The following is an 11,396-nucleotide window of genomic DNA, read 5'->3' on the forward strand; positions in this document are numbered from 1 at the left end:
GTGGTGTCGGCGATCAGGCCTTCATGGTGCCGGTGGACAGCATCCGCTGGTGCCAGGACAGCGCCTGGGACAGGTCGTGCGGGGTGTGCTGGCCGTTGGCGACCTTGACGGCGACGGCGTAGTAGTCCTTCAGCATCGCGCGGTAGTCGGGATGCGCCACCTTGATCATCTCGGGAACGCGCTGACGCGGCGACTTGCCCCGCAGGTCCGCGACGCCGTACTCGGTGATCACCAGGTCGGTGTCGTGCTCGGTGTGGTCGACGTGCGACACCATCGGGACGATCGCCGAGATCGCGCCGCCCTTGGCGGTCGACGGGCTGACGAAGACGGTCAGTGCAGCGTTGCGGGCGAAGTCGCCGGAGCCACCGATGCCGTTCTGCATCCGCGAGCCCATGATGTGGGTGGAGTTCACGTTGCCGTAGAGGTCGGCCTCGATCATGCCGTTCATCGCGATCACGCCGAGACGACGGATGACCTCGGGGTTGTTCGAGACCTCCTGGTTACGCAGGATGATCTTCTCGCGGTAGAACTTCGCGTTGTCGTTCATCTTGGTCGCGTACTCCGGCGACAGCGAGAACGCGGTGGCGGAGGCCACCTCGAGCTTGCCGGCGTCGATCAGGTCGACCATGCCGTCCTGGATCACCTCGGTGTAGGAGGTGAGGTTCTCGAACTGGCCGTGCAGCAGTCCGGCGAGCACCGCGTTGGCGACGTTGCCGACACCGGACTGCATCGCCGGCATCGGGTCGGGCAGCCGGCCCGCCTTCGCCTCGAGGTCGAGGAAGTCGAGCAGGTGCCCGGCGATCGACTTGGAGATGTCGTCCAGCGGCTTGAACGGCGAGTTGCGGTCCGGGCTGTCGTTCTCGACGACGGCGACGACCTTGGCCGGGTCGACGCTCAGGTACTTCGAGCCGGCGCGGTCACCGGAGTGGTAGATCGGCAGGGCGAAGTCGAGCGGCACCTTGTGGATGTTGCCCAGGATGTCGTGCATGCCCTCGAGGTCCTCGGACTGCCAGGAGTTGACCTCGAGGATGACCTTGTCGGCCAGGTCGAGCCAGGCCTGGTTGTTGCCGACGGAGGAGGACGGCACGAGCGAGCCGTCGGCCTTGATGGCGCTGAGCTCGATGATCGCCAGGTCCATGTTGCCGTGGAATCCGTTGCGGAACTGCGGCGCGATGTGCGACAGGTGGACATCGGAGTAGTTGATGTCGCCGGTGTTGATCTTCTTGCGGGTCTCCGGATCGGACTGGTACGGCGTCCGGAAGTCGACCGCGTTGGCCTCTGCCAGCTCGCCGTCCAGCTCGGGCGCGGTCGAGGCGCCGGTGCCGAGGCTGACGCGGAACGGCTTGCCCGCTGCGTGCAGCGCCTTGGCGCGTGTGGCCAGGGCGATCGGCACCGCCTTCGGGTATCCGGAGCCGGTGAAGCCGGAGACACCGATCATGTCTCCGTCATTGACCAGCGCGGCGGCGTCCTCAGCGCTCATCACCTTGCTCTGGTACGCAGCGTTGTGGATCCGATTGCCCATGAAATGTCCTCCAAGTCAGGTGCGGCTTTGCAGTCCAAACTTACTGGGAAGGTATCCTGCCCGACCCCTGGGGTCGGGCCAACCGATGCGAGTGTGTCGTACGCCACACGACCCCTCGATCTGGCGTGCATCGCACGTAACGGATGGTCGCCTTTCGGTGATCCGGCTCTCACCCGGATCGGCGTCGTGCCGCGGAGCGGAACCAAGGGTGTGGGTCAGCGGGACCGGCGGGCCTCCTGGGCCATGTACTGCTCGTGCTCGCCGTGCGCGCGGCGGACCAGATCGCGGTAGTGCTGCTCGTTCTCGATCAGCTCGGACTTGAGGTGATCGGGGATCTGCGGCATCTTGCCGAGCTTGCCGGCCAGCTGGTTGTTGATCTTCGTACGCTCCTCGACGGGCGCCTCGGCGGGCAGTGCCAGGTAGCGTTCGGCCAGGTCCTCGGTGGCCCGGATGATCGCCATGGCCCGGCCGCGGGGGCTGAGCAGTGAGCTGGCGATCGTGACCGCCAGGACACCGACGATGACGACCAGCGACATCTGGGTGGTGATCTCGACGACGCGGACGGGCTCGCCGTCGTTGATGAACGGGAGATTGTTCTCGTGCAGGGCGTGCAGGATCAGCTTGACCGCGATGAACCCGAGGATCCCCGCCAGGCCGTACGACAGGTAGATCAGTCGGTCGAGCAGCCCGTCGATCAGGAAGTAGAGCTGCTTGAGCCCCATCAGCGAGAACACCACGGCGGTGAAGACCAGGAACACCTCCTGGGTCAGCCCGAAGATCGCCGGGATCGAGTCGAGGGCGAAGAGCACGTCGGTGCCGCCGATCGCGACCATCACCAGCAGCATCGGGGTGAGTGCTCGGCGGCCGTCGACGACGGTGAACAGCTTGTTGCCGTCGTACGTGTCGGAGGTGTGGAAGACCCGCCGGACCAGCCGGACGAAGAAGTTCTCGCTCTCCTCCTCCTCGTCGGAGAGGGCCTCCTTGAGGGTCGAACCGGCCGTCACCAGCAGGATCACGCCGAAGATGTAGAAGACCCAGGCGAAGGCGTTGATCAGGCCGGCACCGACGAAGATCAGTGCCGACCGGAAGATCAGCGAGACGACGATGCCGAAGAGCAGCACCTCCTGCTGGGACTGCCGGGGCACCTTGAACGAGGCCATGATGATGAGGAAGACGAAGAGGTTGTCGACACTCAGCGACAGCTCGGTGATGTAGCCGGCGTAGAACTGGGTGGCGGCGTGGCCGCCCCAGGTGGCGAGGACGAACAGGCCGAACGACAGAGCGATCGCCACGTACAGCGCGGACCACAGGGCGGATTCCCTGATGCCGGGGGTGTGTGGTCTGCGGGCGTGGAAGAGGAAGTCGAACAGCAGCATCCCCACCACGAAAAGGGTGGTGAGCGTCCAGGTGAGGCCGGAAACCTCCATGCGGGTCCTTTCAGGGGAAGGTGGGCGGTCCGGGAACGCCCCGGCGGTGGCCGTCGACCGCCGGTCCCGCGACTCGGGTGCCGCTGGGCCCTCGCGCTGCGGAACCCTTGGAGTCTACCAATCGGGTCGGCGGGCGACGGCGCATCCGCGGTGGGCCCCCGGTCACGGAAGGGCGGTCGGAGGGGCTATCCGGGGTGGTCCGTGTCGGGTCGGGAACGGTGTCGCGGGGGCAGGGCGCCGCTGGTGTCCAGCCCGGTGCCGTGCACCCGTTCGAGCAGGTCGAGGAAGTGGCGCTTGTCGGCGATCAGTTCCTGCTTGAGGTCGTCGGGGATGGCAGGCATCCGCTCCAGCTGCTGGGCGAGGCGGTGGCGGATCGCCAGCCGGTGGGCCTCGTCCGCGTCCTCCTCGAGGGCCAGGTAGCGCTCGGACAGCGACTCGGTGGCCGCGATCGCCGCCACCGCCCGGCCGCGCCGACTGAGCAGTGAGGCCGCGACGGTCGCGCCCAGCACCCCGACGATCACGCCGAGAGACAGCTGGGTGGAGATCTCGACCACCTGCACCGGCTCGCCGTTGTTGACGAACGGGAGGTTGTTCTCATGCAGGGCGTGCAGGCCGAGCTTGACCGCGATGAAGGCGAGGATCGCCGACAGGCCGTACGACAGGTAGATCAGTCGGTCGAGCAGACCGTCGATCAGGAAGTAGAGCTGCTTGAGGCCGAGCAGGGAGAACGCGACCGCGGTGAAGACGAGGTAGGTCTCCTGGGTCAGCCCGAAGATCGCCGGGATGGAGTCGAGGGCGAACAGCAGGTCGGTGCCGCCGATCGCGATCATCACCAGCAGCATCGGGGTCATCACCCGCACACCGTCGATCCGGGTGAACAACCTGTTGCCGTCGTACGTGTCGGAGGTGTGGAAGACCCGGCGGACCAGCCGGGTGACGGTGCTCTCGCCCTCGTCCTCGTCGGGGGAGATGGCGCCCTTGAGCGTGCTGCCGGCGGTGACCAACAGGATGGCCCCGAAGATGTAGAAGACCCAGGCGAAGGCGTTGATCAGGCCGGCGCCGACGAGGATCAGGCCGGTCCGGGCGACCAGGGAGAAGGCGATGCCGAAGAGCAGCACCTCCTCCTGGTACTGCCGTGGCACGGCGAACGAGGCCATGATGATGAGGAAGACGAAGAGGTTGTCGACGCTCAGCGCCTTCTCGGTGAGGTAGCCGGCGTAATACTGCCCGGCGAAGTCGCCGCCGGCGGTGGCCCAGACGAACAGGCCGAACGCCAGCGCGATCCCGACGTACGCCGCCGACCAGAGCGCGGACTCCTGGATGTTCGGCACGTGGGGCGTACGGGCGTGGAAGAAGAAGTCGAACACCAACATGGCGACGATGAGGGCGACGGTGAGCGTCCAGACGAGGGCGGAGACCTCCATGAGGGGTCCTTTCGGAGACGGCGGATGCCGGTCTCGCGAGTCTCTCCGCCGGCCGAGGGCTGGATGCCCGCCGCCGACCACACCATCCGGTCCGGCCCGGGGCCGGACGTGCTGACGTCTGATGTGTCGGGATACTCCCCCACGATTACTTCGAAAGTAGCAGGGGTGGCCCAGGGGAGCGAAATGCCCGTTCCCGGGAAGACCCGGTTCCGGTGACCCGGTCCGGCCCCCATGCCGGCGGGCGACCCGGGCATCGTCACCGTGCGACGTCCGGCAGCGCAGTGATCTCGGAAACGGGAGCGGAGCTTGCGTGGTGGACGACGTCGACGATCGTGGCGTGGAGCGCTGCCAGCGCTCGGCGGAGCGCCAGTCCGTCGGTGGCGGCGAGCCGGAGAGTGAGTCCCGCTCCCGCAGGCAGCTCGGATGCGGCTGCGTACGCACCGGTCGAGTCGCCGGCCACGGTCAGCCGGGCGAGGCAGCTGGGGCACGACATGTGGCCGGGGGCGGCAACGACGACGGAGGCGAATGCTCGGAATCCGACCGGCAGCAGCGCGATGTCGTCGAAGGACTGCCGTTCGATGGCGAGTGGGGCGGCCGCGTCGGCGACCCGCACCTGCGTGCACGACAGGAACCGGATGTCGGGCGTGTGCAGGGCGTCGGGGTGCAGCACGAACGACTCGACCAGCGCCACGGCCCCGCCGTGCTCGACGACGATGTCGCAGTCCTGGGTGAGCCACGCATGGGGGGTGAGGATCCGCGGACCGAGGTCGACGATGACCGATGATGCTGCCGCGGCTCGCACCAGGAAGGACTCGTGAGCGGCCGATCCCCCGGGGGCCCCTGAGACGTACGTGGCGCCCTGACCGCGGACGTCGACGCGCACACCGTCTGTCGCCTCGAGGCGGGCTCGCAGCTCGTCTCCGGGCTGCAGCCCGGCGCCCGCGCCCTGCACCATGACGACTGCCTGCGAGGGATCGGCCGCCGACGGCCGGAACAGTCTGTGCACGACGTACGGCCAGCGGTAGCGGTGGCGCCGGTAGGTGACGCGGCCGTGCACCGAGGTCCACGCCAGGTCGAGGACCCCGGTGGTCGGCCGGGTGGGCATGCTCACACGAACAGCACCTCGCGCTCCAGGTGGCTGATGAGGGCATCAACTCCGCCGCCCGTACGGGCATTCGTGCAGAGCACCGGTCGCCCGTCGCGCACCTGGTGGGCTTCTCGCACCATCCGGTCGATATCGGCACCGACGTACGGGGCGAGGTCGACCTTGTTGACGACGAGTAGATCGCAACGCACGACGCCGGGGCCACGCTTGCGTGGGATGTCGTCTCCACCGGCGACGTCGATGACGAACAGCCAGTAGTCGACCAGATCGCGCGAGAACGTCGAGGCGAGGTTGTCTCCGCCGCTCTCGAGCAGCACGAGGTCGGTCCCGGGGAAACGTGCCTCGAGGTCGGTGGTCGCAGCGAGGTTGAGGGAAGGGTCCTCGCGGATCACAGTGTGCGGGCAGCCACCTGCCTCGACTCCGACGACGCGCTCGGGATCGATCACCCCGGAGCGCTTGATGCGATCGGCGTCCTCCGTGGTGAGCAGATCGTTGGTGATGACGACGAGGCCGCGACCGCGTGCCTGGAAGCCCTCGGCGAGTCGCTCGACGAGGGCGGTCTTTCCCGAGCCGACGGGCCCGCCGATGCCGATCCGGGCAGCTGGCGTCGATGTCGTGGGCGCGGTCATCGCAGCAGATACCTCCGGGAGAACGGCAGGTCCTCGGCGGGCTCCGCCCGGAGCAGGGTCCCATTGATCGTGACGGCGAACGTACGTGGATCGACCTCGACCTCGGGTGTGGCCGTGTTGCGCACCATGTGCTCCTTGCGGAGCGCCCGGGTCGAGGAGATCTGGAGCACGTCCTTTGCCAGTCCGAGGCGTTCGGGCACACCGGCGGCGATCGCCAGTTCCGACATGAACACGAGCCCCAGGCGGGATGCGGCCTGCCCGAGCGCACCCCAGCTCGGTCGCTGCAGCACTGGTTCGGATGTCGGGATGCTGCCTGCCGCATCGCCCATCGCCGCCCACGCGACGTACCCCCGTTTGATGACGAGCCGAGGTTTGACGCCGAAGCTTGCCGTGGGCCAGATGACCAGGTCGGCGATCTTGCCGGTCTCGATCGAACCGAGGTGCGCGCCGGCACCGATGGAGATCGCCGGGTTGATCGTGAGCTTGGCGAGGTAGCGCTTGACCCGTTCGTTGTCGGCGCACCGGGTGGTCTCCTCGGGGAGCCGGCCGACACGGCGTTTCATCACGGCTGCGAGCTGCCAGCAGTTCGCGATGTTCTCCGCCAGGCGACCCATCCCCTGGGTGTCGGACCCGAAGATCGAGATCGCGCCGAGGTCGTGCAGGTAGTCCTCGGCCAGCATGGTCTGAGGGCGGATGCGACCTTCGGCGAACAGCACGTCCTCCGGGACCTCGGGGTTCATCAGGTGGGCGAGCATCGTCATCGGCACCCCCTCCTCGAGCCCGCCGGTGGTGGCCGGGTTGGTGGGGTTCGTCGAGCCGGGGATGACGTTGGGCAGACTGACGCACCGGAGGATGTCCGGGGCGTGGCCACCGCCGGCTCCCTCGACGTGGTACATGTGGATGGTCCGGTCGCCGATGGTCGCGAGCGTGCGCTCGGAGAATCCGAACTCGTTGATCGAGTCGGTGTGCAGATGCACGGCGAAGTCGTGCTCGTCCGCGGCGCGCAGCGTTGCGTCGATGACGGCCGGAGAGGCACCGAAGTCCTCGTGAATCTTGACCGCGCCGGCCCCCGCAGCAACCGACTCGATCACTGCGGCCGGGTCCGATGAGCCGCGCCCGAACGCCACGATGTTGATCGGGCTGGCGTCGGAGGCCTGCAGATACAGCCCCAGACCGGTCGTGCTACCCGAACCCACCTCGAAAGCCGGCCCCGGAGAGCCACCGATCAGCGTGGTCGTGCCCGTCGACAGGGCGTGCTGGACCTGTTCAGGCGAGATCACGTGGGCGTGGGTCTCGATCGCGCCCGCGGTGACGATCGCGCCCTCGGCGGGGATCGGTGTGGTCGTGTGCCCGACCACCAGACCCGGAGTCACGCCGGGCATCACGTCGGGGTTGCCCGCCTTGCCGACGCCGACGATCCTGCCGTCGCGGATGCCGATGTCGGCCTTGATGATCCCCAGCACCGGGTCGATGATCAGCGCGTTCGTGATCACAAAGTCCAGCGCACCGTCGGAGTGCTTGACCGCAGGGTGATATCCCTCGGCGTCGCGGACCGACTTGCCGGCTCCTGCCAGGAGCTCGTACCCGGGCACAGTGAGGTCGTTCTCGACCTCGATGAAGAGCTCTGAGTCGGCCAGCCGCACCAGATCGCCCGTCGTCGGGCCGAACATCCGGACATAAGCCGCCCGATCGATCGCGGTCATGCGGACTCCTTGCCTTCCTCGTCGGATCCCTGCGCGTCCACGCCGTCCCAGGCCCGGCCGGCGATGCGTACGAGCTCGACCTCCAGGGGGATCCCGGGCTCGAACCGCACCCCCGTTCCCGAGGCCACCGCAAGCTTGTAGCCCCAGGCCGCCCGCCGGTCGAACTCCAGAGCGGGGTTGGCATCGAAGAAATGCGTCTGGCTGCGCACCTGGATGTCGCGATCACCGGTGTTGACCACGACCAGTCGTCTGGTCGGTGCACCGTTGAAGAGCACGACGGGCTCGGCAGCGGGAATGATCTCGCCGGGGACCAGCCCGTGCTCCCCGGGCGGGATGGGGTCGAACACGGCGACGAGTTTGGTGCCGTCGGCGAACGGCGCGTCCACCGTGATTGTCCGGATCATCTCCGGCACGCCCGGCATGACCTGGTCGGCGGTGAGCAGGCCCGCGGCGAGGTCGCGCACCTCCTCGAACGGCAGGTCCTTGCGCGCGGCCAGCAGTATCTCGTCCGCGATGTAGGAGACCGCCTCGGGATGGCTCAGCGGCACGCCCTCGCGCAGGTTGCGGCGGGCGAGTTCGGCTGCGGCGTACAGCAGGACGCGTTCGATCTCGGTCGGTGTCAGGTTCATCTGTGGTCCTCCTTCAGCTGGCGAACAGCCGGGGGGTGGTGTGGGATCGGCATGAAGCGATCTCGGCGAATGCCGAGAAGCCGCCCGGTTCGGCCGGCGGGATCGTCGCCAGGATGTCGGCGACGGGACACTCGAGCGCGGTGAGGACGCGCTGTGCGCCCACGTGCCCCACGAGGCCCAGGCGCAGGCCGGCGGAGACGATGGCGGACGCGGCCTGCCACGCCGTCAGCATCTCTGCGTCGGCGCGCTCGACGCCGGAAGCACGCAAGCACACGGCCTGCGCCACGGGCAGGTGGCCGTGCAGGAGGCCGGACGTCACTCTCGCCTGGAGCCGTTCCGCGGGGGCACAGCCGAGCGCGGCGAATGTGCCGAGCAGCGCCCGGCCGGCTCGGCGCGAGGCCTCACGGAGCCGAGCGAGGCCGGTGGTGGCCTCGGCGAGACGGTCGGCGGCATCCCAGGCCGCTTCAACCTCGACATCATCGGTTGCCCGGGTCGCCGGCCAGGCGCGGCGCAACAGCACCCGGTCCTGACGGTGCCATCGCAGCGCCACGTGCTCGTGGACGAAGGCCGTCAGGTCGGCCTCCGAGGTCACCAGGCCGTCGGCGTGTGCGCCTTCCAGCCCGGAGGAGAACGCGAACCCGCCGGCAGGAAACGCAGAGTCGGCGAGCCTGAGCAGCCGCAGCTGGGCCGCCTTCATGCGGTCACGTCCGGCCCGGCGAAGGTCCGCTCGACCGGGGTGACCTCGCGCGATGCGATGAGGTCAGCCACTCGGTCGAGATAGTCGGAGTCGGCGCCTTCGACCGTCACCGTGACCTGGTCACCGTCGAAGGACGATGCCCAGTGCAGGTGCCCGGCCAGGAAGCCCAGGCGCAGCCCACTCTGCACGGTGGTGGCCCGGAAGGTCAGCGTGCGTCGGGTGCCGGCGCGTACGACGACGGCACCGTGGTCGTCGAGGGCCAGCACAGCTCCGTCGGTGAGTGCCTGATCCCGGGGCAGCACGATGGCGTACTCGGTCCCGCCGTCGCTCCTGACCCGGAGCCGGCGCCGCTCCAGATCGGGCGCCGTCAGGCGGAGGTACTCCACTGCGCCGTGATGCCGGAGGTGATGCAGGGCCGCGGCGATCTCTGCCTCGGTCTCATGTCCGAGGATCGAGCACAGCAGGCGCGGGCCGGCCGTCGTCGGCGCGGGCTCGATGAGCTCAGGGGCATCGGACGACATGTCAACTCCACTTCACATCGGGACCACAGTGACGGGATGGGCAGGCGGCGGGGCCGCGCGATCCGCGAGCCGGCGGATGGCGGCCCCGCCGGGCTGTCACACCGCGGCCTCGGCCGCGATCACGGGGGCGATGCGGCCCACCACGTCGGAGTGCTGTTCCAGGGCGTACCCGACCTGGAGGATCTCGCGCTCCGCGAACGGCTTCCCGATGATCTGCACCGCGATCGGCAGGCCCTCGGACGAGAAGGCCGACGGCACGACCAGCGACGGCAGACCGGTGACATTCGCCGGTGCCGACATCCGTGAGTACACGCTGGTGGCGCTCTCGACCACGCCGTCCTCCCACGTGATGTACGGGTCGTCGCGCTTGGCGGCAGTGGCGGCCACGCCCGGCGCCAGGATCACGTCGAGTCCCTCGTACAGCTCCTTGAAACCCTGCTGGATCCGGGTGCGCAGCCGCAGCGCCTGGAGGTAGTCGGTCGCCAGCACCGCCTCACCCATCTCGTTGAGGGTGCGCACCTCGTCGGTGAACAGCTGGGGAGTGTTGCGGGTGTAGTCGCGGTGGTACGCGGTGGCCTCCGGGCACAGGATCGCCCACTCGACCGATAGGAGGTACTCAGCGAAGGGGATCTCGATCTCCACCAGCTGCGCACCCAGGGATTCCAGCTTCGCCGCTGTGTCCTTCCACGCGGTCACCACCTCGGGCTGGATGTGGTGCGTGTAGAAGTTCGTGGGGATCCCGACCTTCTTGCCCGCGATGCCGGCGTCGATCCCGGTGACCAGGTCGGGCACCGGCAGGTCGACGGACGCGGGGTCTCGCCGGTCGTACCCGGACATGGCGGCGAGCACGATGCCTGCGTCGGTGACGTTGCGGGTCAGCGGGCCCACATGGTCCAGCGACCAGGACAAGGAGGCGACCCCCGCGCGGGAAGCACGACCGTACGTCGGTTTCAGACCGACCGTCCCGCACAGCGCCGCGGGGATGCGGATCGAACCGCCCGTGTCGGAGCCGAGGGCCACGTGCACAACACCGGCGCCGACGGCCGCACCCGAGCCGCCCGACGAACCGCCGGGCGTGCGGGTCGGGTCCCACGGATTGCCGGTCGTCGGCGTGGTGGCGCCGTAGGCGAATTCGTGCGTGTGGGTCTTGCCGATCAGGGTCATGCCCGCGTCGTAGAGCTTCGCGACCGCCGCCGAGTCGGTCGCTGGGACATGGTCCGCACGCTGCGCCGAGCTCGACGTCGTACGGATGCCCGCCGTGTCGTACAGGTCCTTCACCGCCATCGGGATGCCGTGCAGCGGGCCCCGGTAGTCGCCCCGGGCGATCTCGGCCTCGGCGGCCTTGGCCTGTTCCAGCAGCAGCTCGGGCGTCACAGTGACGAAGGCGGTGAGCGCCGGCTCGACCTCTTCGAGACGATCGAGCGAGGCGTGGGCCAACTCGACGGGGCTGATCTCCTTGGCGGCCACCTTGCCGGAGATCTCGGACAGGGACAGGGACAACAACTCGTTCGTCATCGTGATCACTCCCAGCTCGCCTTGAATGCCGTCTGGGGGACCGTCTCGCCGAGGCCGGGCACGTTGGCACCGCGGATCAGCTCGAGGAACCCGACGTACTCGGGCAGTTTCTCTTCCAGGCGTTCCGGCGTCACTGCGATGCCGGCGTACTCGAAAGCGGCGGCGAGCCGCTCCTTGGTGATGGGGCTGGTGGACATCAGTCCTCCTTCGTTGGTCGTCTGGCT

General features: G+C 68.6%; 11 protein-coding genes. All 11 read right to left on the minus strand.

Annotated features, from left to right (window positions below):
• Positions 1 to 13: 13 nt before the first annotated feature.
• The gene (locus R0146_RS06535) at positions 14 to 1,522 is read right to left on the minus strand and encodes a succinyl-CoA:acetate CoA-transferase ScpC (RefSeq protein WP_317692057.1); all 1,509 of its coding nucleotides are present in this window, start codon (positions 1,520 to 1,522) and stop codon (positions 14 to 16) included.
• A 215-nt stretch (positions 1,523 to 1,737) separates the two neighbouring features.
• Positions 1,738 to 2,949 carry a TerC family protein gene (locus tag R0146_RS06540; RefSeq protein ID WP_317692058.1) on the minus strand — a complete coding sequence of 404 codons (1,212 nt, stop codon included), beginning with the start codon at positions 2,947 to 2,949 and terminating at the stop codon, positions 1,738 to 1,740.
• Positions 2,950 to 3,134: 185 nt separating this feature from the next.
• Complete coding sequence (locus R0146_RS06545; protein ID WP_317692059.1) at positions 3,135 to 4,373, minus strand: TerC family protein; 1,239 nt, start codon at positions 4,371 to 4,373, stop codon at positions 3,135 to 3,137.
• 256 nt (positions 4,374 to 4,629) lie between these two features.
• Positions 4,630 to 5,478, minus strand: a complete 849-nt coding sequence (locus R0146_RS06550) for an urease accessory protein UreD (protein WP_317692343.1) — start codon at positions 5,476 to 5,478, stop codon at positions 4,630 to 4,632.
• Positions 5,479 to 5,480: 2 nt separating this feature from the next.
• A complete protein-coding gene (gene ureG, locus R0146_RS06555; RefSeq protein WP_317692060.1) occupies positions 5,481 to 6,107 on the minus strand; it encodes an urease accessory protein UreG in 627 nt (208 codons plus the stop codon).
• Positions 6,104 to 7,810 carry an urease subunit alpha gene (gene ureC / locus R0146_RS06560; RefSeq protein WP_317692061.1) on the minus strand — a complete coding sequence of 569 codons (1,707 nt, stop codon included), beginning with the start codon at positions 7,808 to 7,810 and terminating at the stop codon, positions 6,104 to 6,106. The genes ureG and ureC overlap by 4 nt, the downstream gene beginning before the upstream one ends.
• Positions 7,807 to 8,439: an urease subunit gamma gene (ureA, locus tag R0146_RS06565; RefSeq protein ID WP_317692062.1), complete on the minus strand. Its 633-nt coding sequence runs from the start codon at positions 8,437 to 8,439 to the stop codon at positions 7,807 to 7,809. Before ureA ends, ureC begins: the two co-directional genes overlap by 4 nt.
• Before the next feature lie 13 nt (positions 8,440 to 8,452).
• A complete protein-coding gene (locus tag R0146_RS06570; protein ID WP_317692063.1) occupies positions 8,453 to 9,136 on the minus strand; it encodes an urease accessory protein UreF in 684 nt (227 codons plus the stop codon).
• A complete protein-coding gene (locus tag R0146_RS06575; RefSeq protein WP_317692064.1) occupies positions 9,133 to 9,657 on the minus strand; it encodes an urease accessory protein UreE in 525 nt (174 codons plus the stop codon). Before R0146_RS06575 ends, R0146_RS06570 begins: the two co-directional genes overlap by 4 nt.
• 96 nt (positions 9,658 to 9,753) lie before the next feature.
• Positions 9,754 to 11,172 carry an amidase gene (locus tag R0146_RS06580; RefSeq protein ID WP_317692344.1) on the minus strand — a complete coding sequence of 473 codons (1,419 nt, stop codon included), beginning with the start codon at positions 11,170 to 11,172 and terminating at the stop codon, positions 9,754 to 9,756.
• A 5-nt stretch (positions 11,173 to 11,177) separates the two neighbouring features.
• The gene (locus tag R0146_RS06585) at positions 11,178 to 11,369 is read right to left on the minus strand and encodes a hypothetical protein (protein ID WP_317692065.1); all 192 of its coding nucleotides are present in this window, start codon (positions 11,367 to 11,369) and stop codon (positions 11,178 to 11,180) included.
• Positions 11,370 to 11,396 lie beyond the last annotated feature (27 nt).

The sequence above is a fragment of the Raineyella sp. LH-20 genome (assembly GCF_033110965.1).
Taxonomy (GTDB): Bacteria; Actinomycetota; Actinomycetes; order Propionibacteriales; family Propionibacteriaceae; genus Raineyella.

What these genes read in the sequence shown, in the direction of transcription:
- R0146_RS06535 (WP_317692057.1), bottom strand. Translation starts at nt 1,522, where the DNA reads ATGGGCAATCGGATCCACAACGCTGCGTACCAGAGCAAGGTGATGAGC.
- R0146_RS06540 (WP_317692058.1), bottom strand. Translation starts at nt 2,949, where the DNA reads ATGGAGGTTTCCGGCCTCACCTGGACGCTCACCACCCTTTTCGTGGTG.
- R0146_RS06545 (WP_317692059.1), bottom strand. Translation starts at nt 4,373, where the DNA reads ATGGAGGTCTCCGCCCTCGTCTGGACGCTCACCGTCGCCCTCATCGTC.
- R0146_RS06550 (WP_317692343.1), bottom strand. Translation starts at nt 5,478, where the DNA reads ATGCCCACCCGGCCGACCACCGGGGTCCTCGACCTGGCGTGGACCTCG.
- ureG (WP_317692060.1), bottom strand. Translation starts at nt 6,107, where the DNA reads ATGACCGCGCCCACGACATCGACGCCAGCTGCCCGGATCGGCATCGGC.
- ureC (WP_317692061.1), bottom strand. Translation starts at nt 7,810, where the DNA reads ATGACCGCGATCGATCGGGCGGCTTATGTCCGGATGTTCGGCCCGACG.
- ureA (WP_317692062.1), bottom strand. Translation starts at nt 8,439, where the DNA reads ATGAACCTGACACCGACCGAGATCGAACGCGTCCTGCTGTACGCCGCA.
- R0146_RS06570 (WP_317692063.1), bottom strand. Translation starts at nt 9,136, where the DNA reads ATGAAGGCGGCCCAGCTGCGGCTGCTCAGGCTCGCCGACTCTGCGTTT.
- R0146_RS06575 (WP_317692064.1), bottom strand. Translation starts at nt 9,657, where the DNA reads ATGTCGTCCGATGCCCCTGAGCTCATCGAGCCCGCGCCGACGACGGCC.
- R0146_RS06580 (WP_317692344.1), bottom strand. Translation starts at nt 11,172, where the DNA reads ATGACGAACGAGTTGTTGTCCCTGTCCCTGTCCGAGATCTCCGGCAAG.
- R0146_RS06585 (WP_317692065.1), bottom strand. Translation starts at nt 11,369, where the DNA reads ATGTCCACCAGCCCCATCACCAAGGAGCGGCTCGCCGCCGCTTTCGAG.